Source organism: Rhizobium nepotum 39/7 (assembly GCF_000949865.1).
GTDB lineage: Bacteria > Pseudomonadota > Alphaproteobacteria > Rhizobiales > Rhizobiaceae > Agrobacterium > Agrobacterium nepotum.
The window spans coordinates 41825-66859 of the sequence record NZ_JWJH01000017.1; the positions used below are offsets into that span (position 1 = coordinate 41825).

General features: G+C 59.4%; 20 protein-coding genes. 14 read left to right on the forward strand and 6 right to left on the reverse strand.

Going from position 1 to position 25035, the window contains the following annotated elements; all coding sequences use genetic code 11:
- Nucleotides 1-127: 127 nt before the first annotated feature.
- From RS75_RS17390 to RS75_RS17405, 4 genes are all read right to left on the reverse strand, one after another.
- Nucleotides 128-868, reverse strand: a complete 741-nt coding sequence (locus RS75_RS17390; RefSeq protein ID WP_045022565.1) for a hypothetical protein — start codon at nt 866-868, stop codon at nt 128-130.
- A gap of 671 nt (nt 869-1539) precedes the next feature.
- Complete coding sequence (locus RS75_RS17395; protein ID WP_045022566.1) at nt 1540-2562, reverse strand: DUF1254 domain-containing protein; 1023 nt, start codon at nt 2560-2562, stop codon at nt 1540-1542.
- A 78-nt stretch (nt 2563-2640) separates the two neighbouring features.
- A complete protein-coding gene (locus RS75_RS17400) occupies nt 2641-4158 on the reverse strand; it encodes a DUF1254 domain-containing protein (protein ID WP_052679710.1) in 1518 nt (505 codons plus the stop codon).
- Nucleotides 4159-4312: 154 nt separating this feature from the next.
- Complete coding sequence (locus tag RS75_RS17405) at nt 4313-5104, reverse strand: hypothetical protein (RefSeq protein WP_045022568.1); 792 nt, start codon at nt 5102-5104, stop codon at nt 4313-4315.
- A gap of 580 nt (nt 5105-5684) precedes the next feature.
- Here RS75_RS17405 and RS75_RS17415 point away from each other — a divergent pair.
- The 14 genes from RS75_RS17415 (at nt 5685) to RS75_RS17480 (ending at nt 24446) form a co-directional block, all read left to right on the forward strand.
- Nucleotides 5685-7430 (forward strand): hypothetical protein, encoded by a 1746-nt coding sequence (locus tag RS75_RS17415; RefSeq protein ID WP_045022571.1) that lies wholly within the window; start codon nt 5685-5687, stop codon nt 7428-7430.
- 81 nt (nt 7431-7511) lie between these two features.
- Nucleotides 7512-10097, forward strand: coding sequence for an SH3 domain-containing protein (locus RS75_RS27325; RefSeq protein WP_045022572.1), 2586 nt, complete (start codon nt 7512-7514; stop codon nt 10095-10097).
- A gap of 29 nt (nt 10098-10126) precedes the next feature.
- Nucleotides 10127-11107 (forward strand): SphA family protein, encoded by a 981-nt coding sequence (locus tag RS75_RS17425; RefSeq protein WP_045022574.1) that lies wholly within the window; start codon nt 10127-10129, stop codon nt 11105-11107.
- The gene (locus RS75_RS17430; protein ID WP_200893647.1) at nt 11108-12340 is read left to right on the forward strand and encodes an alpha/beta hydrolase; all 1233 of its coding nucleotides are present in this window, start codon (nt 11108-11110) and stop codon (nt 12338-12340) included. It abuts the gene before it with no gap.
- A 134-nt stretch (nt 12341-12474) separates the two neighbouring features.
- The gene (locus RS75_RS17435) at nt 12475-14112 is read left to right on the forward strand and encodes an arylsulfatase (protein ID WP_045022575.1); all 1638 of its coding nucleotides are present in this window, start codon (nt 12475-12477) and stop codon (nt 14110-14112) included.
- Between the two features lie 60 nt (nt 14113-14172).
- Entirely contained in the window at nt 14173-15150 is a 978-nt protein-coding gene (locus RS75_RS17440; RefSeq protein WP_045022576.1) for an AAA family ATPase, read from the forward strand.
- Nucleotides 15151-15160: 10 nt separating this feature from the next.
- Entirely contained in the window at nt 15161-16102 is a 942-nt protein-coding gene (locus RS75_RS17445; protein ID WP_045022577.1) for a DUF58 domain-containing protein, read from the forward strand.
- Nucleotides 16102-16617, forward strand: a complete 516-nt coding sequence (locus tag RS75_RS17450) for a DUF4381 domain-containing protein (RefSeq protein WP_045022578.1) — start codon at nt 16102-16104, stop codon at nt 16615-16617. The genes RS75_RS17445 and RS75_RS17450 overlap by 1 nt, the downstream gene beginning before the upstream one ends.
- Nucleotides 16604-17593, forward strand: coding sequence for a vWA domain-containing protein (locus RS75_RS17455; protein WP_045022579.1), 990 nt, complete (start codon nt 16604-16606; stop codon nt 17591-17593). Before RS75_RS17450 ends, RS75_RS17455 begins: the two co-directional genes overlap by 14 nt.
- Nucleotides 17590-19152, forward strand: a complete 1563-nt coding sequence (locus RS75_RS17460) for a VWA domain-containing protein (protein ID WP_045022581.1) — start codon at nt 17590-17592, stop codon at nt 19150-19152. Before RS75_RS17455 ends, RS75_RS17460 begins: the two co-directional genes overlap by 4 nt.
- A complete protein-coding gene (locus tag RS75_RS17465) occupies nt 19139-20461 on the forward strand; it encodes a BatD family protein (RefSeq protein WP_045022583.1) in 1323 nt (440 codons plus the stop codon). The genes RS75_RS17460 and RS75_RS17465 overlap by 14 nt, the downstream gene beginning before the upstream one ends.
- A gap of 64 nt (nt 20462-20525) precedes the next feature.
- Nucleotides 20526-21503, forward strand: coding sequence for a formylglycine-generating enzyme family protein (locus tag RS75_RS17470; RefSeq protein WP_045022585.1), 978 nt, complete (start codon nt 20526-20528; stop codon nt 21501-21503).
- Nucleotides 21500-22513 carry an HAD family hydrolase gene (locus RS75_RS17475; RefSeq protein WP_045022587.1) on the forward strand — a complete coding sequence of 338 codons (1014 nt, stop codon included), beginning with the start codon at nt 21500-21502 and terminating at the stop codon, nt 22511-22513. Before RS75_RS17470 ends, RS75_RS17475 begins: the two co-directional genes overlap by 4 nt.
- A gap of 55 nt (nt 22514-22568) precedes the next feature.
- Nucleotides 22569-24446 (forward strand): mechanosensitive ion channel family protein, encoded by a 1878-nt coding sequence (locus RS75_RS17480; protein ID WP_045023165.1) that lies wholly within the window; start codon nt 22569-22571, stop codon nt 24444-24446.
- A 198-nt stretch (nt 24447-24644) separates the two neighbouring features.
- On the opposite strand, the gene RS75_RS26670 is transcribed toward RS75_RS17480, so the two are convergent.
- Both RS75_RS26670 and RS75_RS25765 read right to left on the reverse strand, forming a co-directional pair.
- Nucleotides 24645-24785 (reverse strand): hypothetical protein, encoded by a 141-nt coding sequence (locus RS75_RS26670; protein WP_162484812.1) that lies wholly within the window; start codon nt 24783-24785, stop codon nt 24645-24647.
- A 64-nt stretch (nt 24786-24849) separates the two neighbouring features.
- Nucleotides 24850-24996, reverse strand: a complete 147-nt coding sequence (locus RS75_RS25765; protein WP_084687067.1) for an autotransporter domain-containing protein — start codon at nt 24994-24996, stop codon at nt 24850-24852.
- Nucleotides 24997-25035 lie beyond the last annotated feature (39 nt).

The window sequence follows — 25035 nt, forward strand, 5'->3', positions numbered from 1 at the left end:
GCAGAGTCTCAAACAGACGTCGCCAGCCCCCGAGCCACGCCCAGTCTTCGCCATCGCGTCATCACCTGCGCGAGCCTGCCTCCACATTTCAAGAGTTTGGTCGAAAGCTACGGAAGTAAGTCTGATTTCAGATCTGTCGAATCTTGTAGACGAATACTCCGGTCCCTACGCGATCGTGCGTGCTCACAGGAGCGAATCCATAGTTTTTGACCAAGCGAACCCCATGCTTCGTCATCGGCCTGGCGAAGGCTTTGAGGCAATCCTTGTTCATGAGAAAAAGCTTGAGCTGCTCAACAGCCGCCGCTGCGCCTTTGGTGTTGGCACCTGCGATGCTGCCTATGTAGACTGAGCTACCCTTGGCGAAGCGCTTGGCAAAGTTGTCCAAATCGACGGTTCCGGAGAGAAGATTGCGCTCCTGCACCTGGGCCACACCCTTACTGGTCAGCGGGACTACGCAAAAGTATCCGATAACTGCTTGGGTCTTGACGTCAACAATCTTCCTGAAACAGTCCTTGTTGTGATTGTAGAGCGCCTGGGTTTGAGCCAGATCGGACACATCACCAACCTTTTCAGCCGCAAGTCTGTGAATGACGGGCAGATCGGAGAACGCACATTTCGATACGGTTGTGTTACGAAGACTTGTACCCCAAATTCGCTGGAGGCGCTCAAATACCGAAATGATTAGATGCATGGCGAGCGACAATGCCATCAGCCCTGTGACGGTGAGCATCGCTAGGGGGATCAGAAACGTATAGGGGGCGATAGATGGATAGTTTTTGGCCAGCTTGTCATCAACGCCATAGGCGGAAACCAAGAATGCAAGCAAGGCAAAGAAGACCGCTGTACCGGTCTTTAAGTAGTCTCTCATCAAAAAGCCCCCGAAATTCAATTCAGGGGCTACTATGCAATCATAAGCCGAAATGCAAGGCGAATAAAACCACCTCGACAGTCATTTAGATGATGCGATTGGCTTTTGCGAGAAAGTAGTTTGCCACGCAGAGAACCGGAATGAGACCCGACATTACGACAATGGCGATTTTCACCAACTCCATCTTCGTTCCTTTCGTTTTCATCCACTCACTGGTCACCGTGACCACAAGCGCACATTACCATCATGCGTTGCAATCGCCAAGCACAATACTTTGAAAGGCCGACGCCTTACGTGATCGTAACCCGTGTTGATATACAGATCGCAACCTCTCAATGCAATGCACTAGCTGAATGCAGGCCTCACAATCATAACATCGGTTGCAAGGCGATAGTATGATCCGAGCGATTAACAGACAATGAATCAAGCCTGTCGACCACGGCGAGATTGATAGCGGCCCTGGTTGGAGTCAAAGACGGGGATTTCTTTATCTCCAACTGGTACGCAACCGCAATACGGTAGAGTTCCTGGGCTTTTGGGAGCAGGCCCACGGATCAGCGTCAGCCGTTCAAGCGACATCCGCACCTTATCCGGGCCTGTGGCAGCCGCCAGCCCAGAACGACGACGTTCTGGGCTGTTACCGCCCATCAGTTTCCGTTGGCAAAAGATCATCAATTCAATGGTTGGGGAACGGGGAAATGCCAGGTTCCGTCCAGAACGGATTCGCGTGGCCGATATAGTCGCACCGTATAATTCCAGCCGGCCATGATCGGAAGGCAATTTGGAATCTTGCCATCGCACCCCCCAAACTGCACGCTGATCGAACCATCGGCGTTTTTCTGAGCTGTTACGTCGTTGAGCGAGTATGCTCCGTAAGGATTTTTCTCGTAGTAGCCCTTCGAATTGTAAAGACTGATCGACCAGAACCCCTCGACGGGTACGTCCTTGACATTGAGTTTGTAGATCGTCTTGCCGTCATTTTTGTCAGGCGTGACGTTCAGGTAGGTGGCGTCCTTGTCCGGGTTACCACCCCATGCGGCAGCACTGGAAACGAGATGACGTACGGGATCGACCTCATCCTTCGATCCGAAGGATTTGTTGAAGTCTGACATGGTCGTGGCGAGGATCAGGAGGGCGTCGCGTACCTTCTTTTGACTGGCGGCATCCCAGTCGGCGGCCTCGAACTTGCCCGGCCCGCCTGGCTGTTCGATCTTGATGGCATCCTGCAGCGCGTGCACCTGTTCCACGTCCTTCGGATTAGAAGGATCGACGAAGGTCCGGATGGCTATCACCATATAGCGTGTGCCCGCTGTCTCCTTGGTGAAGGTCGATACGCCCTCATACGATACATCAGTGACGTAGTGGTCCTCGTTGATGGCCAGCAGCGACATAAAACGCTTTCCCGCGTCCGGCAGCGTGATCGTCAAAGGCCCTGCCTCAAGATCGAAGACGGCGCCCGAATAGAGCGTGTCCCGGTTTAATCTTATGATGGTCTGGTTTTCGATCGTCGCCGGCTCGCGGCGATGAAAGAACTTCCCGAAGCCTCCGTCCTTGACAACATTACCGAAATACAGATCGCTCTCGGCCCGGACAAAGTTGTCGATCGTAACTTGCTCGGCCGCGGTGGCCGTGGAAAAGGCGACAAGCGCCGTCATGACTGTTGCAGTGGCCAAGGCAAGAGGTGTGGTTTTCATGATATCTCTCCGATTTTCTCAACGATTCCCCGAACCGGAAGGGCGGCTTCCCGCCGTGCCCGAGGTCCGGATTCGTGCTTACTGGACCTTTTCGAAGTCGCCTGGCTTCCAGCTCTTGTCGAACCATGGCTCCAATGGCGCGTATAGTCGCAGGATTGTGTTCCATCCCTTGCCGGGCATTGTTTGCACCCAGTTTGTCTCGTGTCCCGCAGGAACCGTGGGCGAGAACCAGATAGTCACTGATCCATCCTGGTTTTTCTTGATGCTCGGCTGGTTGCTGTCGATGCCAGCAAGCTTCTGGTCTGTCTCAAGCATCGATCTGGTCTGGTTGTCGTAAACTGTGAACGACCAGAACTGCCCAGCAGGAATGGGCGACGGGAGAGTGATCTTGTATGTCTTGCTCCCGTCGAGATAAGCTCCTGTGGCATCCCTGACGGCAAACGCATAAGCCGAGCCCGTACCAGGTTTTGCGTCAGCCATCGCAGGCGTGATGCCGGTCGCCGCATAATGGAACATCGTGCGGGGGTCGAGCATTCGTTCCCCATCATTGAGAAACTGGTAGCTGTTGCCGATAAAGCCGTTGTTCCACTGACGATCGGGATAGAACTTCGCGCGCGCTTCACGGGGGTCGAACACCATCGAGCGAGCCGTCGCGTTGCCAACCGCAACGGCATCCGTGAGGATTGCCTTCATACGGGCATCAGGAGCGAAGGGCTCACCTTTCTTGATACCAATCGAAGCGAACAGGCCGACGAGTTCAGGATCAAATGCATCGCCAGGCTCACTCTGTATGACGTCGTTGAGCTCCTCGTAGAAATGGAAATCGTTGGCATGGATGGTGTTGATCTGCGCTCCGGAGAGATTGACGAAGGCAGTTTCCGGGACCGCTTCTGCTGCGGACAGCGGATAGACGCGCGCATGCTCCTTGACGCTTTTCACCGCTGCCGCAATGTCGCCATCCTTGACGAAAGCCCGGTAGAGAACGAAATTCGTGTTGGTTGGCGATTTTGTAACAAAGTAGCCGTCGGAGGGCAGCTTCTCAGAGTAGCCCGGCGGGACGAAAAGATACTTTCCTCCCTTGCCTTTATCGGGTCCGATGATACCGACGTCGGTGACATAGCGGAAGTACGCATCGTCGACGGGGCCTAGAACACCCGGCGGTACCTGCGCCACGACAGGGCCGTTAGAGAGATCGACACAGAAAAAGACGTAGACGGTTGTCGTATTCGCTGTCAGAAATAAAGAACGCGCATCCATCAGGTTCTCTGTAATTCCAATGCCCTTGTTTTTTGCCGCTCCGACATCGGCCAAGCCCTTGCACATTGCGTAGACAGAGGCGGCCGGCATTCCGGATAGGAACGCCTCGACACCCCTCGAAAAGTCGATGTTGTCATAAACCTTCTGCACGGTCGCCTGATCGGGAAGGCCATCGGCGAACTTGAGCGTTCCAATGCGAGTTTCGACCGTATCTGGCGTTTGAATGCTGGCAGGAACGTCGGCTTTGAACTTAGGTTTGGAGGAATCCTGCGCGACGACCGAGGTCGCTGAGAGGAACGAAAAAAGCGCCACGACTTGCATTCGATTGAATCTGGTCATCTGTCTCTCCAGAAGATCATATTGGGAACGGGATACGCAGCTTTTTGACGCGCATGTATGTTGCCAGCCCGCTGTGTTCGGGTTGGTCGGCGATGGTCGATTGGAGAACGAGACACTCTATGCTCAAGAGCTCAATTTTCCATCTCGACAAGCTCTATCTGCCCACGGGAAACTGAAAATTCACGCCAGCAAAAATCTGCCACTCCGGCGCTCCGGCTCCATCGTGCCAGACCGTATACTGAGGTTCGACGAACGCGTTCATCGTGATACCTTTGTCGAGCTGGAATACCTTGCCAATACCCGCTCCTACCGGAATATAGGAATTCCCATTTTCAAGATTGAAATTCCAGTTCGCCGAAGAACGCAGATACCACCCATCTGACAGGTTGATGTTGACGATAGGCTGGATTGTCGCGAGGTTTACGTCGTCACGATCGCTTACACCCGCAAACGACGTCTGATAGGTCACCAGTCCACCCAGTAGGCCCCAGCTCTGGGGCGCGACCGCGACACCGGCCGCGCCTGCCTGCCACTTGCCACTTCCAAGGGACTTATCGGTGGCAGTTGGCAGAACCAGAAGCGGTCCAGCGCCAATGGTAGCCTCGCCGACCTTCGGGAGGATGAAAATGTCCATTAGCGTAAGATCGCCAAGACCCGTGACGTATCCGTCGGGAACGTCCGGCGAGGTGGCCACCGGCAGTGTGAACCGTAAAAGTTGCGGCAGACCGAACATGTCGGAAGGCACGAGGCCTCTTAACAGGAACTGGTTCGCGTGCGGATCGCCTGGCGTGTCGATAAAACTCGGAATGAAATAGTCGTGAAAATTGACCGTGATTTTTGGCGTCAGCGGATTGTTGGCCTCGTTGATGGCATCATGCGCCTCCTGGGCTAGCGCGGAACCGGGCAGCAAAAGCATGGACGTAAATATAACAGAAATTAAACGCATGGAACCTCCGGGGATTTCGACCACAGTCGAGCATGAAGCGTTAATCCTGAGAAGTCGGTAACGGTTACATTCGGTTCGAAAATCTCAACATCAACGATTGTAACAGTAACAATCTCGCTTTCTCGTGATGGATGTGGACGTGATGTGGAGGGCATATCAACTCGCACAGCCTATTTCCGAAAGGGAAACCAGCACGCCATGGAAACGTCGACAGACGCCTCCCATCGGGGCTTTTTGAAGCTTATGCTTCGTCTGCCGGAGCTCCGTAGTGATTTGCGGGTGTTCTGGCCACGCGATCCATCAATCCAGGCGCTCTGCGAGGCCTACGACCAAGCGACAGTGATGTTCGAACGGCTCGTCGCGACGTCAGACATCGATGACGAAACACTCATCGAGGAATATCGTATATTGTGCGCGCAACTAGAAGGCGATGTCATTGAAACGTGCGTTTCGAGACATAAGGGGTCCACATAAGCGTAGCTTGGTCCTCTACTCGTCTATTAGAAGTTTGGATTGCAACCACACGTATTATCTAGCATAGTCCGTCCACCTAATGACGCAACGGGTATGAAGGTGCGGGATGACGGTGAGCGGGGTGGGGGACGGAGCCATACTGGTTTCCGACATTGAAGCACGGACAGAGGCCGAGCGCTTAATGTCGGACGGACGATTGCACGTATCGGACAGACACCGGGCTTTCCTTCAATATATTATCGATGCCTTGTTTGAGGGTCGCAGTGATGCGGTAAAAGCTTATGCGATCGCCGTCGACGTTTTTAATCGCCCAACCACCTTCGACGCATCCGCCGATCCGATCGTAAGGATCGAGGCGACACGGCTTCGTGAGTCGCTAAAAAAATACTACGAGCAATTGGGGAACGAAGTGCAGGTGAGGCTTGACATTCCTCCCGGCCGGTACGTCCCTCTGTTTATCAGCAGAAAGCCAATTAATGCTGCGGTCGAGGCAGAAGCCGCGCCCATTGACATCGATCACATAGCGACCGCGTGCGACAATTTCTCCTCGAGCGAGGAAGCTGTCTCTACAGGGTATAGGTGGCCGCGTGCTGCTAGACCAATCGCAGGCGCAATCTGTGTAGCACTTGCCGCTGGCACAGCTATTACATTTCTGGCACCGAAGCCACTCGTCGTGACAGGACGACCGGTCGTTGAACTCTCACTGGTGGGATCCGGTGACGACGAAGATACTGCCCATGCCGTCATGGACAACCTTTCCGCATCGCTTGCCCGCTTCGGTTCCGTGAGACTACAGTCGCGTGGAAAAGCTACGACATCTGCAAGAATTCATTCTTCCGTCTACGACAGGACCTACAAAATAGACTTTCGCTATGGAGGAGATGCGGCTTCCTTCGCGGCGTGGTGGCAGGTCACGGACGTCTCGACGGGGGAAGCACTATGGACCGACACTGAGGTAAAATCGATCCAGGACGGTCGACGCGACAACGCGCTTCAAGAATTTGTGTACGGTCTGTCGCGAAAGATTGCCGGTCCGCTTGGTGTAATCAACTCGATGGAAATGCGGCGGGATCTTCCACTATCCGCGACCGGAAACATTTGCGTGCTGCGCGGAGACTTTGCTGTCGAACGACGCGATCCGGATGCCATCAAAGCTTCACGTCAATGCCTGGACATGACACTCTCAGCAAACCCCGGAAATGTCGATGCAATGGCATCACTGGCACGCGTGATGGCATGGATGGGGCGGGCAAACGGCGAGGCTAGCTACCTCGCGCGGGGATTGGATCTCGCCAATCAGGCTGCACTGAAAGCTCCGCTTTCGGTTCCTGCTGCACGCGCCCAGATGGCCACTCTGTATCTGGCGGGCCAGACGGAAGCGTCGATTGCAGCCGGGTACCGCGGTGTCAAATTGAACCCGGAGAATGCCGAACTGCTGGCCAAACTTTCAATAGCGGTCTTCATAAGCGGGCAATGGGAAGAAGGTCGCAAACTTGCCCAGCAAGCATCCGAAATCGCCGGTGAAACGCTTCGTGATGCCAATTTTGTTTTCATCCTCGATGCATATCGCAAGGGAGAGTTCAAAGAGGCGATCTCACTTGCAAGGCAGGTTCCGGGAACGGACGCGATAACTGCTGTTCTGAAGCTGGCGTCGATCGCCAGGCTCGGTGACCGGAGGACAACCGAGGAGGAGGTGTTCACGGCCAGGCTGCAACACCCGGACATCGATCGAACCGCCGCAACATTTTTTTCCGGGACGCGCTGTAACGAGAGCTTGCTGGCCTCTCTAAGAGTTGGTTTTGAACAGGCCGGCCTGGGATCTTCAGCGCCCCTTAACAACAAGCCAATGTAACAGTAACAACCTTGTTTGGCTCAGGATGATGCCGTTCTCTGCAACAGTCAGCCCTCATGGGCGAATTCGGAGATCGCCATCATGCGCAAGTTGCTTGTATTGTCAGTCGCAACGTCGTTCCTTGCCAACAGCGTTTTTGCAGATTCTGCAGTCGTGACAACAGGGGTCAACTTGAGGTCTGGCCCTGGTACGGGCTTCGCGGCGATCGGCAAGGTCCCGGAAGGAGCACAGGTCGACCTCAAGGAGTGCGACGCGAGCGGGGCTTGGTGCGCGATAACCTTTGGCAGGCAGAATGGCTTCGTCAGCGGCCAGTATCTCAGCCAGACGGTAGCCGAAGCGTCCTCGTGGCCGAGAACTTTCACCGCCGACAGCGGCGCGGTGCTGACGCTGTTTCAGCCGCAGGTGGTTGACTGGCCGGGCTTCACGAAGCTCGACGCGCTTGTCGCTGCCGAACTGAAGACGTCGAAGGACGCCTCCCCGGTTTATGGAGTGATCGGCGTGACGGCCAAGACCGTCGCCGACGACGAAACCGACGCTGTCGTGCTCACTGACGTAGAGGCGACGGAGGTGAACTTCTCTACGCTCGACAGGGACCAGCTTGCGAAGCTCGCGATCGGCGCGGGCAAGATTCTGCCAACCGACCCGATCACCGTGTCGCAGGATCGTTTGACGGCCAGCCTCGCCGACTACAAGCGCCTGAATGACGTATCGGGCCTCAAGGCAGACCCGCCGCCCGTCTTCCATAGCGACGTTCCTGCCATCCTCGTTCAGACTGACGGCAAGGCCGTTGTCTCCCCAGTGAAGGGCGTGCAGGGCCTTTCATTCGTCGTCAACACCAACTGGGACATATTCCAGGCCGACGGCGACAAAAGCTTCTATCTTCGCGACGAAAAAAGCTGGTTGACCGCATCGAGACTTGATGGAGACTGGGCGGAAGCTGCGGGCCTGCCACCGCAGATTTCCTCACTCCCGGACGAGGACTGGAAGGACGTGAAGGCCGCCGTGCCAACCCAGAAGTTTGCGGACCGCGGCACTCCGAAGGTCTTCTATTCCGATACGCCTGCAGAACTCCTTGTCTTCGATGGAAAGCCCGCACTGGAGAAGGTTCCCGGCACGGGGCTGGAATGGGCATCAAACACGACGAGCGACGTCTTCTACCACCCGGCAGAAAAGACATGGTACGTCCTGCTCTCCGGCCGCTGGTTCTCGGCGCGGTCTCTTGACGGTCCCTGGACGTTTGCGACGCCGAACCTGCCCGCCGACTTTCAGAGCATTCCGCAGGATGTGTCGTACTATGCCGTCAGGGCGTCAGTCCCGGGAACCTCGGAAAGCGCCGAGGCACGGCTGAAGGCGAGCATCCCTCAGATGGCACGGGTGGCGACCGACGGGACGGTGAAGATCGACGTGTCCTACAGCGGAGATCCGAAGTTTGAACCCATTGACGGCACCACGCTTTCCTATGCGGTGAACTCCAACGAACAGGTCATCAAGGTCGGGACCAAGTACTTCGTGCTCAAGGACGGTGTCTGGTTTGTCGGCGACAGCCCGAGCGGGCCGTTCGAGGTTGCCAAGGCGGTTCCTGACGAAGTCTACAGGATCCCCGCCTCCTCTCCCGTCTACAACGTCACCTATGTCAGGGTTTATGACACCGAGCCGGATGCTGTCTGGTACGGCTACACGGCGGGCTACCTCGGCGCCTACCTTGCCTGGGACGCTCTCGTCTGGGGGACGGGCTGGGCCTATCCGGCATGGTGGGATTTCGGCTGGGCCGGCGGCTACTGGCCGTACTATCCGCGCCCAGTCACCTACGGCGTCGGCGCCTTTTACAATCCAGCGTTTGGCACATTCGGGCGCTATGGCTACGCTTACGGCCCCTATCGAGGCATCGCAGGCGGCGCAGCATACAATGCGCGTACTGGAACATACGCCCGCGGTGGCGCGATTTCCGGTCCTGCGGGCTCACGCGGCTTCGTCGCAGCCTACAATCCACGGACAGGCAACGCCATTGCCGCGCGTGGCGGCACAAACGTCTACGGGTCGTGGGGCACGGCGGCTGTCAAGCACGGCGGTGAGTTCGCGCGCATCAGCGGCGGCTCGACGGGGAATGCAGCGGGCCTGCACTGGCACAACTCGTCGGGCGACCGGGGGTTCATCGCGGGCGGCAAGGGCGGCGACATCTACGCCGGGCATGATGGCAACGTCTATCGACGCGAGAACGGCGAATGGCAGAAGCACACGCCTGATGGCTGGAGCCCTGTGAATCGCCCGGCAACCGCAGGTCTCAAGAACGCGGGCGAGCACTTCGCCTCGAAGCATCCGGAAGCTGCGGATCGCATCCGTCAGAACGCTCCGCAGCGCGCCGAGAACATCCAGAACAGGATCCAGAATAATCCTGCTGCGAGGGAGCGCGTGCAGAACCGTCAGAACGCTGCTCCCCGACGGCAGATCCGCGAACACGCGCCCGACAATCTCGGCGTCGACCGGATCGCGCGGCACGCGGGTAACCAGCGCGACTTGTCTCGCGATTTCGGACGTCGCGACATCGGTCAGTTTCACGGCGGTGGCCGACAGTTCGGCGGCCACATTGGCGGCGGGCGCGAGTTCAGCGGATTCCATGGCGGCGGAGGCGGCTTCCACGGCGGCGGGGGACGATTCCGCAGACGTTAGACATAAGGTTCAATGGAGACGGACAGCGCATGATTTGCAATCTTGGAAGACGACTGACGATAGTTGCGGCCTGCGGGCTGCTCCCTTCCGTGGCGACCGCGGCGGAGGGCGGCGCCGGCTTCTACCTGCTCGGTTCCAAGGGTCCGGCGGCGGCCATCACGCCGCCGCCAGGAGTTTTCTTTTCCAACGACGTCTACATCTACTCGGGGGACCTTGGCGGCGGGCGGGCGCTGCCCGCTGGCGGCCGCTTGGCGGTTGGCGTTGAAGGCTCCGCCGTCATCGACGTCCCGACAGTCCTCTGGATTCTTCCCGAAGAAGTCATGGGCGGCCACCTCGGCCTCACTGCGACGCTTCCGATCGGCTGGAAGAAGACCGATGCGGACCTGACGCTGGCGGGACCGCGCGGCGGTTCGGTGTCGGGCTCCGTCTCGGATCCCGTCTTTACCGTCGGCGATCCGGTGCTGGGCGGTCTACTCGGCTGGGAAGCTGGAAACTTCCACTGGCAGACGAGCCTTCTCGTCAACGTACCCATCGGCGATTACCAGGAAGGCCAGATATCGAACATCGCCTTTCACCATTGGGGGGCGGACGTTTCTGTCGGCGCGACCTGGCTCGATCCGGCGATAGGACTTGACCTGTCGGCGGTGGTCGGCATGACCTTCAACGCCGAAAACCCCGCGACGGACTACCGAACCGGCAACGAGTTCCACTTCGAGTGGGCAGCAGTCCAGCACTTCAACGAGCAGTTCGATACCGGGCTCATCGGCTATTACTACAATCAGGTGACGGGTGACAGCGGCGCAGGTGCGACGAGCGATTTCAAGGGCCGCGTCGCCGCTATCGGCGCGACGATCGGATGGACCTTCAAGGCGGGCGAGTTACCCATATCCACGCGGATCAAATATTTTCATGAATTCGCCGCAGAAAACCGGGCCGAGGGGGATGCTGTGTTCTTGACGGTCTCAATGCCACTGTCGATCACCAAGCCAACGAACGTCGCGGCGCAGTAGATGAGGGTCGAGCTGTTTCGGCCTGCCCTCGCCCTTGCCATGCTGGTCCTGGTCGGGTGCGGCCATCCCACCGGAGTGATGAACCCGGTCGAGCTGACGGACAGCCCGCCGAAGACGACGCAAGTCGACATGCTCGTTGCGACCACCCGACAGCCTTCGGGCGATCCGGCGACGCTGTTCAACGGCGAACGCAGTTCTAAGCCCTACATGACGGACGTCGCCGTCTCAATCCCGCCGAAGCGGGAAGCGGGTACCGTTCAATGGCCGAAACGCCTACCCGCGAACCCGGCGACCGACTTCGCGGTGACCCGTGTCAGACAGATAAGGACCGTTCCGGAAGGCCGTGCCTGGTTCCGCCAGCACATCGAGGACGGGCATGCGCTTGTCTTCATTCACGGCTTCAACAACAGGTATGAGGACTCGGTCTTCCGCCTCGCCCAGATCGTCCACGACAGCGGGATGAAGGCGACGCCAATCCTCTTCACCTGGCCCTCGCGCGCCGAACTGACGGGATATGAGTACGATAAGGAGAGCACGAACTATTCGCGAACCGCGCTTGAGCAGTCGCTGCGCGTACTCGCGCAGGATTCGGCGGTGAAGGATATCACGATCCTCGCCCATTCGATGGGGACATGGCTGGCGATGGAGTCCCTGCGCCAGATGGGCATCCGGGACGGCCACGTGGACGCGAAGATCCAGAACGTCATACTGGCCTCTCCCGACATCGACATCCAGGTGTTCGCCAAACAGTACGTCGAGATGGGCAATCCGAAGCCGAAATTCACGATATTCGTGTCTCAGGACGACTGGGCGCTGGCGGCGTCGAGCTTCATCACGGGCAACGTCTCGCGACTCGGAGCGATCGACCCGTCGAAGGAGCCATATCGCTCCCGTCTGGAAAAGGCCGGGATCACGGCCATCGACCTTACAAAGGTAAACACCGGGGACAGTCTTCACCACGGCAAGTTCGCCGAGAGTCCCCAGATCGTCCAGCTCATCGGTCAGAGGCTGATGACGGGGCAGACGCTGACCGACAGCAATGTCACGCTTGGACAGGGGGTCGCGGCGGTGGTCGGGGGAACGGCGCGTGCGGTCGGGACCGTTGCTGGGGCCGCCGTCTCGGCACCGCTGGTGATCGTGGAGCAGCCGCGGGGTCAACGTCGAAAAGCGGCCGGAACGGATCTTGAGGACAATTTTCGAAGCGACCAGCAGTCGAAGCCTCTGACCCAGTAGAGCACCATTGTTACCCCCTGCCACGCCCATTGTAACTGTAACAAACTTAACCCACGCCCGCCCCTGAAGCACTATCCGCCAACCGGACCAGTTCCGCCAAGCAGCGTCAAATGACGAGAGAAAGGAAACTTGTAATGAGTAGGCCTGTCCACCACAAACTTCTTGCCGCCACGGCGCTGGTCGCGATGACCTTCGCAACCATCACGCCCCCGGCCCTCGCTCAGACGGCTCCGGCGACCGCCACGCCCACTACCACCGAGGGCACGGGCAAGCCCAACATCCTGGTCATCTTCGGCGACGATGTCGGCCAGACGAACATCAGCGCCTATTCGATGGGCGTCGTCGGCTACAAGACCCCGAACATCGACAGTATCGCCAAGGCTGGAATGATGTTCACCGATTATTACGCCGAGAATTCCTGCACAGCGGGACGTTCGACCTTCATCACCGGACAGACCTGCCTTCGAACTGGTCTTTGCAAGGTTGGCGCGCCGGGCGCTCCCGTAGGGCTTCAGGCTGGTGACATCACGATCGCACAGGCGCTGAAACCGCTCGGCTATGCAACAGGGCAGTTCGGCAAGAACCATCTTGGCGACCGCGACGAATATCTCCCGACGAAACACGGTTTCGACGAGTTCTTCGGCAATCTTTATCACCTCAACGCCGAGGAGGAGCCGGAAGCCCCATATTGGCCGAAAGACGATACAGAGTTCCTGAAGGCCTATTCGCCACGCGGGGTGATCAAATCATCGGCTGACGGGAAAATCGAAGACAGCGGGCCGCTTACAACGAAGCGGATGGAGACGATCGATGACGAGACCAGCGACGCTGCGATCGATTTCATCGACCGCCAGGTCAAGGCGAAGAAGCCTTTCTTCACATGGATGAACGCCACGCGCATGCATGTCTTCACCCATGTGCGGGAATCGATGCGCGGTCAGAGCGGCATGCTCGGGAACGAGTACGCAGACGGGATGGTCGAGCACGATCAGATGGTCGGAAAGCTTCTGAAGAAGCTTGACGATCTCGGCATCGCCGACAACACGATTGTCGTCTACACGACCGACAACGGACCGAACCAGTGGTCATGGCCGGATGCCGCGACGACGCCTTTCCGTAGCGAAAAGGATACCAACTGGGAAGGCGCGTTTCGCGTACCTGCCATGGTCAGGTGGCCCGGCCGCATTCAGCCGGGCCAGGTCTCGAACGGCATGATGTCGGGTCTCGACTGGTTCCCGACCCTGGTCGCAGCCGCAGGTGACCCCGACGTCAAAAGCCGCCTGTTGCAGGGCTGGAAGCCCGAGGGAAGCGCCACCAGCTTTCGCAATCATCTCGACGGTTACAACCAGCTCGACTATCTGACAGGCAAGACTGACAAGAGCGCACGAAGCGACTTCTATTATTTCGATGACGACGGCGGACTGGTCGCGACACGATACGATGACTGGAAGGTCGTGTTCAAGGAACAGCCTGCACCAGGAGGCTTCGCCGTCTGGCAGACACCATTCGTCACCTGGCGCATTCCCAAACTCTTCAACCTGCGCATGGACCCTTACGAGCGCGCTGACACGGTTTCAGACCAGTACAACGACTGGCTTGTTCGCAATGATTACCTGCTTGTGAAGGGACAGTTGCAAGGCGCAGCGTTTCTGGAAACCTTCGTGAAGTATCCACCGAGCCAACGCGTCGCCAGCTTCAATATCGAGGGCGTCCGCGAGCAGGTCGACAAGGCGATCGACCAGTCGTTCAAGGACCGTGGCATCGAGAAGTGACATTTTGGGGCGCGCCTTGGATCAGGGCGCGCCTTTCCTCCTGACCGAGAGAACATCATCATGCCCGCCCGTGACGACATCATCGCGCTCGGCCAGCGGATCGGCCAGTCCATCATTGGCCAGGACCAGATGGTCGAGCGGCTTCTGCTGGGTCTGCTCGCTAACGGCCATCTCCTGGTCGAGGGGTTACCAGGCCTCGCAAAGACCAGGGCGATCAAGAGCCTGGCGAAGAATCTTGATTCAGAACTTTCGCGCGTCCAGTTCACACCCGACCTGCTGCCTGCGGACATCACGGGGTCCGAAATCTACTTCTCCGAAGGTGGCAAGGGCGAGTTCAAGTTCCAGCAGGGTCCGATCTTCGCCAACCTGATCCTCGCCGACGAGATCAACCGGGCGCCCGCCAAGGTACAGTCGGCACTGCTTGAGGCGATGGAAGAACGGCAGGTGACGGTCGGCGGCAAAAGTTATCCACTGCCCGACCTGTTCATGGTTATGGCCACGCAAAATCCGATCGAGCAGGAAGGCACATATCCCCTCCCCGAAGCGCAGCTCGACCGTTTCCTGATGCACGTGGAAGTCGGATATCCGGACGAGAAATCGGAGGCTGCGATCATGCGCCTGAACCGGGACGAGGAAAACGAGGCACATGGCGGCTCGAAACCAAAGCCACTGCAGAAGCTGAGCCCGCAAGCGGTGTTCGATGCACGTAAGGAGATCGGAAGCGTCACCGTATCCGATCCCGTTGAGAAATACATGGTCGCCCTGGTCTTCGCCACGCGTTATCCTGATCGTTACGACAAGGACCTCGCAAAGCTTCTGCAGGTGGGTGTCAGCCCACGCGGCATCATCGGCCTCGACAAGGTTTCGCGCTCCTATGCCTGGCTGAAAGGTCGTGACTTCGTAACGCCGGACGATGTGAAAGCCGTCGTCAACGGTGTTTTCCGCCACCGGTTGATCCTTTCCTATGAAGCCCATGCATCGAATACGACGCCGGATCAGGTGATCGACCGGATCACCGAACTCGTCGCGGTATCGTGAAGGAGGAGCCATGGCTGCGGGAGACGGCGTTTATGTTTCGACCGAACAGCTCGTCGCACTGGAGCCAAAAGCCCGCGACCTGAGCTTCGTGCAGAAGGCACGCAGCCACCAGCAGCTTGCCGGACGAATGAACTCGGCCATGCGCGGGCGCGGCCTGACATTCGAGGAACTGCGTAACTATCTGCCGGGTGACGACATCCGCTCCATAGACTGGCGCGTCACGGCACGCACCACCAGGCCCGTTGTCCGCGTCCATTCCGAAGAAAAGGAGCGCCCCGCGCTTATCGTCGTCGACCAGCGGATCAACATGTTTTTCGGCAGCAGACGCTCGATGAAATCGGTGACGGCGGCGGAAGCCGCCATGCTCTGTGCCTGGCGGATACTCGGCTCCGGTGACCGTGTCGGCGGGTTCGCGTTCGGCGACAGCGAGATCAGCGAAGTGAAGCCGCATCGCAGCCGCAATGCCGTCATTGCTTTTGCGGATCGGATTGCGACGCTGAATGCGACACTGAAAGCCGATGCGGCGCCCACCCCGGCATCCGGACAGCTCGACATCGTGCTTGAGACCGTATCGAATATCGCGCACCATGACCACCTGGCCGTAATCATTACAGATTTCGACGGTCATACGGCGAGAACACGAGACCTCCTCCTGCGTCTCTCCGCCCGCAACGACGTTGTCTGCATCCTCGTCTACGATCCTTTCCTGCTCGAACTGCCGACCTCGGGCGACATCATTGTCAGTGGCGGAGGGCCACAGGCGGAGCTTGCCCTCCGATCGGCAAGCATCCGCTCGTCGGTCGATGCGTTCGCGCGTAACCGGGGACGGGAGTTACGGGCATGGCAGAGCGAACTCGGGCTGCCGATGCTGCCGATCTCGACCGCTGAAGAGACCGCTCCGCAGCTTCGTCGCCTTCTCGAACAATCGGCCTGGCGGCAAAGGAGACGCTGATGGATCCGACCGTAAAGCTCGATCCGATGACGGAGGCGGCGCTGCAAACAATGCGCGACATAGCAATGCCTCCCCAGGTGTCCTGGATGCCTCAGACCTGGGGATGGAGTGTTCTTGCCGGCGCCTTGCTGATCATGTTGGCTGTCGTCGGGATCCGGTGGTTTTTGCGCTATCGTGCGAACGCCTACAGGCGCGAGGCGGTGGCCCTTGTGAATGTCATCGAGGAACAGCTTCGTGATCCTGCAGCACGGCGGGATGGCCTTCGAAGCATCGCGGAAATCCTGAAACGCACGGCGCTGGCGGCATGGCCTCGTTCAGAAGTCGCTTCGCTTTCCGGCAATGCCTGGGTGCGCTTCCTCGAAGAGCATGACGACGGCGGACGCATGCTCCAGCGGCTTGTCGACGACTTCGAATATCGCGGAGCCGGGCTCGACACCGATTTGCCTTCGGACGTTTGCAGCGAGCTGGTGGTCGCCGCCCGCAACTGGATCGAGCGTCACCATGTATCAGCTTGATCTCCCGTGGCTTCTGATCGCCCTTCCCGTTCCGCTGCTTGTCTGGTGGCTGCTTCCGGCGCACAGGGAGACGTCCGCCTCGATCAGGTTGCCCTTCTTCACGCAGGTCGCCGAAGCGGCCGGCGTCCGGCCGACGGAAGGCTCGGTAATCGCCCGCAGGACATTGCCACAGGTGGCGTGCGAGGGCGTCGCCTGGTGTCTGGTGGTGCTGGCCCTTGCCCGCCCTCAATTCGTCGAGCCGCCGATCGAAAAAGTTCAGCCGCAGCGCGACATCCTGCTCGCGCTCGACCTGTCGCAGTCGATGGATGCGAAGGACTTTCCCGGCGACGACGGCAAGCCGCTGGCACGCGTCGACGCGGTCAAGCAGGTCGTCGCGGACTTTGTGAGCAGGAGGCCAAGCGACCGAATCGGCCTAGTCGCCTTCGGCGATGCGCCCTACCCGCTCTCACCCTTCACCATGGATCACGGACTGGTCGAGACACTGATTGCCGACGCCGTACCGGGCATGGCAGGACCGAGAACGTCGCTCGGTGACGCGGTGGGACTGGCCATCAAGATGTTCGAAAAGACGACCATGCCGGAAAAAGTACTCATCGTGCTGACGGACGGCAACGACACGGCGAGCCGGATGCCGCCGCTGAAGGCAGCAGAGATCGCCAAGTCGAAAGGCGTCATCGTCCACGCCGTCGGCATCGGCGACCCGCTAGCGACCGGCGAGGACAAGCTCGACACGGTGACGCTGCAAAAAATCGCGGAGAAAACAGGCGGACGCTACTTCTTCGGCGGCAACAGGGTTGAACTTGCGTCGATCTACCAGGTGCTCGATCAGATCACGCCGGAAGATCAGAAGAACCTGTCGTGGCGGCCGCGCGTCGAACTGTTCCATTGGCCGTTGCTGGCGGCCGTGCTGGTGCTCGCAGGTTTCCATGCGTTTGCCGGAGCGGTCGGGTTCCTGCGCCGGAGGGCCGTCGCATGATCGCCGACTTCCATTTCATTCGTCCGTGGCTAGTTGTCTTGCTGGTGCTCCCGATCCTGATCCTGTGGCTGGCATCACGTTCGGGCGACGTCCGCTCGCAATGGAAGGGCATGATCGCGCCGCATCTGCTCGACAACCTCGTCGTCGACGGGTCGCCAGGATCGAAGATCCGTCCGTCCTGGTTGCTGGCTGCAATTCTGGTCGCCGGGATCGTCGGTGCTGCCGGACCGACATGGCAGCGCGAGCCGCCTCCCTTCGTCGAGGACACCGCGCCACTGGTCATAGCGGTTGACCTGTCGCAGACGATGGACGCCATCGACGTAACCCCGTCAAGGATCGAACGCGCCAAGCTGAAAATCAAAGACATCCTCGCCGCTCGCCAGGGCGGGCATACGGCCATTGTCGCCTATGCCGGGAGCGCCCACCTCGTTCTGCCGCCGACAGAGGACGCGACATTGCTCGAAAGCTATTCGGATGCGCTGTCGACGCGGATTATGCCGAAACCGGGAAAGGACACTGTTGCCGCCCTGGCGATCGCCCACGGCCTCCTCGATAAGGAAGGATCGACGGGCACGATACTGCTTCTGACCGACGGCGTCGAGGAGACGGCAACGAACGCCATCAAGTCAAGTGCGAACGGGATCGTCATTCTCGGTGTTGGCACGTCGGCAGGCGGTCCGGTGAAGACACCGGATGGAGGATTTACATCCGATCTCTCCGGATCCCGTCTGTTCGCGAAGCTCGACGTGGCGAAGCTGGAGGAGATTGGAAAGGAGACCGGAGCCGCCGTCGCGACGGTGACCGACGACGACACGGACGTCCGGTGGATCGCGCAACGGGTTCGTTCGAATTTCGCGCAGAAGACGGCATCGGACGGCGACCGCTGGCGCGACCTGGGCTGGTGGCTGACCGCTCCTATGGCGATCGCCATGGCGTTCTCCTTCCGCAAGGGCTGGGTGGTCCGTACGAGCGCGCTGCTGCTGGCGCTTAACCTCTCACTGCCGGGAAATGCACATGCAAACGGACTGGTCGACATGTGGCTGACTGCCGACCAGCAGGGGCGGATTGCATTCGAGCGAGGCGACTACCCGGCGGCGGCGGACGCGTTTTCCGACCCCATGTGGAAGGGTGCCGCCCTGTATCGTGCCGGAAAGTTCCAGGAGGCGGTGGACACCCTCGCCGCCGTCGATACGCCAGAAAGCTGGTACGATCAGGGAAACGCCCTTCTGCATCTCGGGAAGTACGACGAGGCTGTCGCTGCCTATACGAAAGCGCTCGAAAAGCGGAAGAACTGGCCCGATGCGACAGCGAACCTCGCGATCGCACAAAAGCTTCTCAAAGTTCAGGAGGAGAAGCAGGAAGAACAGCCTGAGCAGCCGAGCGAGGCTCCGGACAGCGTCCAGTTCGACGACAAGGGGAAGCAGGGTAAGGAAGGTACAATCAACGTTGCCGAGCAAACATCCGAAATGTGGATGAAGAACATCTCCGTGAGTCCGGCGGATCTGATGGCTCGCAAATTCTCGATCGAAGCCGGGAGGACGTCGAATGATCGCCTTTAGATTTCTCACCGGCCTGGTCGGTCTCCTTGCATGTGCGCAGGCCTTCGCGGCCGAGCCGTTCGGGCGGGCGTCGATCGAAGACGCCGAAGGAATCGTTCCGGGCCAGCAGGTTCATGTCGTCGTTGATGTCTTCGCGCCAGACTTTTTTACGTCACCGCCGCAGTTTTCTCTGTTCGACATGCCGGACACTCTCGTCACGCTCTCGGACGACCGCGCTCAGAACCTGGTGCAGACGATCGAGGGCGTTCAGTATTCCGGGATTCGGCGAACCTATGCGGTCGTTCCGGAGAAGCCCGGATCCTTTGACCTTCCTTCGATCGAAGTCGACCTCGGTTACTCGGCCAATGGAAGTCCGGTGAAGGCAACGGTGAAAGTCGCCCTTCCCTCATTCGAGGTCGCAGCCGATACTCGCCAGGACGCGACGCCCTTCGCGGCCCGCAATCTCACCGTCACCCAGTCCTTCGACAGGGATCCTTCCAGCCTCGAGGTTGGAGATGCGGTGGTGAGGACAATCGTCATCTTTGCAGAAGATACACAGGCAATGCTGATGCCACCCGTGGACCCTGGCGACGCTGGAGGGATTGCTCGATACATGAAGCCAGCAGTGCTTGCGGACGGCGTGGAGGAGCGCGGGATAGGCCGCAGTGTCGAGACCGGAAGCACAAGAACGGAAACTATCGTCTACACGACGTCCAGCGAGGGACGTTTTTCTCTACCGGCCATCTCCTATCCCTGGTTCGACGTCGACGGCCACGACGGTGCTTCCGCGATACTTCCGGCGATCACCCTGGTCGTCGCGCAGGCGGCGGCGGGCCAGCGTCTTCCTCCAGCACTGGAAGACCAGTCCGCCCATTCGAACGGAACAAGAAAAGGCTTGCTGGCTATGCTGTTGCCCGCCGCGGTGGCTCTCGCGGCAACCTTGTGCGCGTGGTGGCGATATGCGGATATCCGCGCAGGGATGAGAAGCTTGCGCGAGCAACACCGGAATTCCTCGCATCGGAGGTTGCGCCGGATGCGGACAGTGATCAAGGCAGCGCCAGAAGAAGCCATCTATCGCACGCTTCAGGACTGGAGCCTGAATCTTGGCTTCAGGACCGTCTCGGCATGGGTAGACGCGCAAGAAAACCCGAAGCTGGCGGCGCAGGTCGCCATTCTCGAACGGCGGCTCTTCCGGTCGCGCGACGCACCGTTGGATCGGACGGCGCTGGTATCTGCAATCGAACTGCCGAGAGCAAAGCGCAAGGCGGCAAAAAGTGCGCTGCCGGATCTTAATCCTGCTGCCGCAAGGCCGTTGTTACCCCCATTGTAACCGTAACAATCTTCCCTCGCGCGTTGCGGAAGCTAAGGTTGAGGCATCAGTTCCGGAGGTGGCTATGGGAATGGCATTCGAGCGCGCGACGGGCGCCCGTCGGGAGGAGGGCCTGGTCTGGATCCCCGGCCGGACGTTCACGATGGGATCGGACGACCACTATCCGGAAGAGGCTCCGGCCCATCCCGTGAAGGTAGACGGCTTCTGGATCTCGGAAACGCCGGTCACCAACCGACAGTTCAAGCAGTTCGTCGAGGCGACGGGGCATGTCACCGTCGCCGAGAAGGCACCCAATCCCAAGGATTATCCGGGCGCGAAATCAGAGATGCTCAGGGCGGGGTCGCTCGTCTTCGTTCAGCCAAAGTCGGTCGACGGGCCGGACATCTCGCAATGGTGGACGTTCAAGTTCGGCGCGACATGGCGGCGGCCACTCGGGGGGATCAGTGACCTGCGCGGCAAGCTCGACCATCCTGTCGTGCACGTCGCTTATGCCGACGCGCTCGCCTATGCCACATGGGCCGGTATGAGCCTTCCGACCGAAGCGGAATGGGAACTGGCCGCACGGGGAGGATATGGCGATACGGAATTTGCCTGGGGGGATGAGTTCATGCCCGGCGGTATCGCGATGGCGAACACGTGGAGCGGCACGTTTCCGACCCATTCCACCAAACCAAGGGGTCAGGAGCGGACCTCGCCTGTCCGGTCATTCCCGCCGAACGCGCTCGGCCTCTACGACATGATCGGCAACGTCTGGGAATGGACGAGCGACTACTGGTCCACCCGCCATCCGGAACCCGTAAGACATTCGTGCTGCATTCCGGTCAATCCGCGCGGCGACCTGATCGAGGCCAGCTACGACCCGCGGCAGCCTGCGATCCGAATTGCGAGGCGGGTGCTCAAGGGAGGCTCCCATCTCTGTGCGCCGAACTACTGCCGCCGCTATCGCCCCGCCGCCCGCCATGCGGAACCGGAAGACACCTCAACCAGTCACGTCGGATTCCGCTGCGTGATGCGGCCGATCCACGAAGGAGAGACGAGATGAGAAGAACAATATTTTCAGGAGAGCCAGTTGTCGCCGCGGTCGCGGTCGCCATCGTCCTGCTGTTGAGCGGTCTGATACGTCCCGCGTTTGCGCAGGAGGTTCTCCCCTCGTGGAACGACACTGCTGCAAAGACCCGCATCGTGGAATTCGTCAAGGCGACTGTAACCGAGGGTGGAAACGGCTACGTCGCTCCGTATGACCGTATCGCCGTGTTCGACAACGACGGGACGCTCTGGTCGGAACAACCGATCTATTTCCAGTTCGGCTTCATGCTCGATCGCGTCAAGACGCTTGCCCCGCAGCACCCGGAATGGAAGAGCAAGGAACCGTTCAAATCAATTCTCGCCGGGGATCCGATGGGAGCACTCAAGAGCGGTGAAAAAGGAATCGTTGATCTGGCCATGACTACGCACGCGGGAATGACAAGCGACCAGTTCTCCAGGATCGTGACCGACTGGTTTGCCTCCGCCAGACATCCCAAGACGGGCAAACCCTATGACGAAATGACCTATCTGCCGATGCGCGAACTTCTCGACTATCTCCGTTCCAATGGTTTCAAGACCTATATTGTCTCGGGCGGCGGCGTAGAGTTCATGCGGCCGATGACCGAGAAGATGTACGGCATTCCACCCGAACAGGTCGTCGGCAGCACAATCCTGACGGAATATGCGATCGTCGGCGACGTACCTGTATTGAGACGTTTGCCGAAGATAGATTTCGTGGATGATGGCAAAGGCAAGCCTTCCGGCATCAACAAATTCATCGGCAGAAAGCCGATCTTCGTCGCTGGCAATTCCGATGGTGACTACGAGATGCTGCGCTGGGTCACGGCTGCCAAGGGCCCCGGGTTCGCGATGATCGTCCATCACACCGACGACGTGCGGGAGGTCGCATACGACCGCAAGAGCCCGATTGGCAAGCTGGACAAGGCTCTGAACGAGGCTGAAAGGCGGAACTGGCTGGTCGTCGACATGAAGGCGGACTGGAAGAAGGTGTTCGCCTTTGAATAGTCGGTGGAGACGCGCATGCGGGAGCTGGATCGGCGCCTTGATCCTGCTCCTTGCAATGTCGGCGACGGCCTTCGCACAGGATGCTCTCCGGCCGCAGAAGATCGACGACCTCGTGCGTCTTTTGCAGGACCCGGAGGTGCGCTCCTGGCTGGAGAAGGCGCCTGCGGCACCGCCCGCGCCAGAAGCCGACGGCGGACTGGCGGCATGGGAGGCGTCGACCCGAGGAAGAATCCGTGCCGTAACCACGGCGATTCCCCGGATTCCAAGCGAGGTCGCGGCCGCAGCCTCTCGCATCAGGGCGGATGCCACATCTCAGGGCGGGCTGCCGGTTTTCATCGTCTTCATTGCGCTGACGGCCATCGGGCTTCTCGCCGAACGTCTGTTTGCGCGCTCCAAGCTACGCGGCGGCGGCCTGCAGGGGCGCCTTCTGGCGATCGGAGCCTTCGCGACAGCCATGGGCGCGGCGTTCTTTGCGTTCGACTGGCCGCCTCTCCCGCGCATCGTTCTCCTCGTATCGCTGGTGGCGCTTATAGCCTATCGGGCAATCGCCACGCTACTGGATGCAGCCGTCCCAACTGCTTCAACGCGTAGACGCACGAAAAGCGTCCTAAGAGTGTTCGTAGTCGCCATAGCGGCTGCAAGCCTCGGTCGTCCGGTATCGGTCGAACCGGCGGTGACACAGGCGATATCTTTCTGTTTCTCCATCGTACTCCTCGCTCTGGCGATGGAAGGCGTCGTCTCTTCGACGCACAGATCCCGCCGTTCGCGTATCGCACTCTGCCTCGCCCTCGTCCTCTTGTGGATGCTTTGGTGTGTCGGCCTGCAGGGGCTGTTCTGGCTGGGAATCTACGCCATCGCTCTTCCTTCGGTGTTACGCTTCACCGCTCGCGCTGCGGCCGAAGCCTATCCTGCCGCGCCCAACAGTACGCAACGTGTCCTTGTTGTTCGCGGTGCCCGCGCGATAGTGGTCGCGGCCGCGGCTGCGTGGCTGGCGCTTGTGTGGCGTCTCGATCCGAATTCACTGGTTCACATCAGTCCCGCCGTCGAAGCGCTGTCCTACGGGCTCCTGAAAGGAGTCGTCATAATTTTGCTGGCAGACCTCGTTTGGCATCTGGCAAAGTCCTGGATCGACCGCGAACTGTCGTCGTCGGATAATTTCTCCGATCCGGCGCAGGTCGCGCGGCAGGCCCGTCTGCGCACCCTGCTGCCGATCTTCAGGAACGTCCTGGCAGTCGCAGTAGCTGTCTTTGCCGGGCTGATCGTGCTGGCGGAACTCGGAGTAGAGATCGGCCCGCTGCTGGCGGGAGCCGGAATTTTCGGGGTTGCTCTTGGCTTCGGATCACAGACCCTGGTGAAGGACGTGATCGGCGGCGTCTTCTACATGCTGGACGACGCGTTCCGCGTGGGTGAGTACATTCAGGCAAAGAGCTACAAGGGCACAGTGGAAGGATTCAGTCTGCGCTCCGTGCGCCTGCGCCATCATCGCGGTCCCGTCTACACCGTCCCTTTCGGTGAACTCGGCGCCGTCGAGAACATGAGCCGCGACTGGGGCGTGGTGAAGTTCCGCGTTTCTGTGACCTACGACGCGGACCTGGAGAAGGCACGAAAGCTGACAAAGAAGATCGGTGCAGCCTTGCAGGAGGATCCTGAACTGGGACCGATCTTCATTGAGCCGCTGAAGATGAAGGGCATTGAGGAATTCGGCGACTATGGCGTTGTCATCAGCTTCGGCATGACGCTCCGTCCCTCTCCGCTTCAATCAATGATACGCCGGAGGGCGAACCTGCTGATCCGCGAGGCCTTCCAGGCCAACGGGATCGAGTTTGCTACGCCCTCGGTTCAGGTCGGTGGCGACGACCGAGGTGGAGCAGCCGCGGCCGCAACCGCCATCCGGGCGCAGCAGGTGAAGACGGCTGCATCCACAGAGGTATGAAATGGCCGACGTGGAAAAAGACGACGTCCACCTCCGCTTGATGCATGGCGGTCCCTTCCGAAAGCTGATGGTATTGGTCGGGCTCCGTCGACTCCGGCGAAGGGCGTTCGTATTCGCTTGGCTCTGCTGGGGTCTGCTGTGTTGGGCGATGCTTGGAGGCGATGGCGAAATTCATTACTTTCCATTCTTCGATGAGTTTCAAGCTCTCTCAACAACGATCGTGCCAGCACTCAAATACTTCGCATTCGTGTTACGCGACAACCCGGTGCGCCGGTTGATCTCGCGGATTGACTGCTTCTCGTGCAGCGCCATCCGGCGAATGATGTTTAAAAGTCCCATGTGGATCACTCCATTGCCCCCCGTCGCTCGCCGCGTTGGAGGGAAGGTTCACATGGCTCAATTCTCAATGGAAATTATGCGCCGGCTCAGTTCCGTGCGGAAACCAACACGTGCCGCCACAAACACCGAGATGGTAGCTGTCGACCGAGGCGGAAGACGACCGGCTGTCAACCTTGAAAGTCGAGTGGCTGTAGCCGGCGAGGACGCCCATCCTCTAGTCGTCTGTAACAAGACCATCCAAGCCTGTAAT

Excerpts from the sequence above, each read along its gene's own strand:
- RS75_RS17445 (WP_045022577.1), top strand. The coding sequence starts at position 15,161 with ATGGCTGCGGGAGACGGCGTTTATGTTTCGACCGAACAGCTCGTCGCA.
- RS75_RS17475 (WP_045022587.1), top strand. The coding sequence starts at position 21,500 with ATGAGAAGAACAATATTTTCAGGAGAGCCAGTTGTCGCCGCGGTCGCG.
- RS75_RS17450 (WP_045022578.1), top strand. The coding sequence starts at position 16,102 with ATGGATCCGACCGTAAAGCTCGATCCGATGACGGAGGCGGCGCTGCAA.
- RS75_RS17405 (WP_045022568.1), bottom strand. The coding sequence starts at position 5,104 with ATGCGTTTAATTTCTGTTATATTTACGTCCATGCTTTTGCTGCCCGGT.
- RS75_RS27325 (WP_045022572.1), top strand. The coding sequence starts at position 7,512 with ATGCGCAAGTTGCTTGTATTGTCAGTCGCAACGTCGTTCCTTGCCAAC.
- RS75_RS17395 (WP_045022566.1), bottom strand. The coding sequence starts at position 2,562 with ATGAAAACCACACCTCTTGCCTTGGCCACTGCAACAGTCATGACGGCG.
- RS75_RS17390 (WP_045022565.1), bottom strand. The coding sequence starts at position 868 with ATGAGAGACTACTTAAAGACCGGTACAGCGGTCTTCTTTGCCTTGCTT.
- RS75_RS17435 (WP_045022575.1), top strand. The coding sequence starts at position 12,475 with ATGAGTAGGCCTGTCCACCACAAACTTCTTGCCGCCACGGCGCTGGTC.
- RS75_RS17465 (WP_045022583.1), top strand. The coding sequence starts at position 19,139 with ATGATCGCCTTTAGATTTCTCACCGGCCTGGTCGGTCTCCTTGCATGT.
- RS75_RS17430 (WP_200893647.1), top strand. The coding sequence starts at position 11,108 with ATGAGGGTCGAGCTGTTTCGGCCTGCCCTCGCCCTTGCCATGCTGGTC.
- RS75_RS17400 (WP_052679710.1), bottom strand. The coding sequence starts at position 4,158 with ATGACCAGATTCAATCGAATGCAAGTCGTGGCGCTTTTTTCGTTCCTC.
- RS75_RS26670 (WP_162484812.1), bottom strand. The coding sequence starts at position 24,785 with ATGGGACTTTTAAACATCATTCGCCGGATGGCGCTGCACGAGAAGCAG.
- RS75_RS17460 (WP_045022581.1), top strand. The coding sequence starts at position 17,590 with ATGATCGCCGACTTCCATTTCATTCGTCCGTGGCTAGTTGTCTTGCTG.
- RS75_RS17415 (WP_045022571.1), top strand. The coding sequence starts at position 5,685 with ATGACGGTGAGCGGGGTGGGGGACGGAGCCATACTGGTTTCCGACATT.
- RS75_RS17425 (WP_045022574.1), top strand. The coding sequence starts at position 10,127 with ATGATTTGCAATCTTGGAAGACGACTGACGATAGTTGCGGCCTGCGGG.
- RS75_RS25765 (WP_084687067.1), bottom strand. The coding sequence starts at position 24,996 with ATGGGCGTCCTCGCCGGCTACAGCCACTCGACTTTCAAGGTTGACAGC.
- RS75_RS17455 (WP_045022579.1), top strand. The coding sequence starts at position 16,604 with ATGTATCAGCTTGATCTCCCGTGGCTTCTGATCGCCCTTCCCGTTCCG.
- RS75_RS17440 (WP_045022576.1), top strand. The coding sequence starts at position 14,173 with ATGCCCGCCCGTGACGACATCATCGCGCTCGGCCAGCGGATCGGCCAG.
- RS75_RS17480 (WP_045023165.1), top strand. The coding sequence starts at position 22,569 with ATGTCGGCGACGGCCTTCGCACAGGATGCTCTCCGGCCGCAGAAGATC.
- RS75_RS17470 (WP_045022585.1), top strand. The coding sequence starts at position 20,526 with ATGGGAATGGCATTCGAGCGCGCGACGGGCGCCCGTCGGGAGGAGGGC.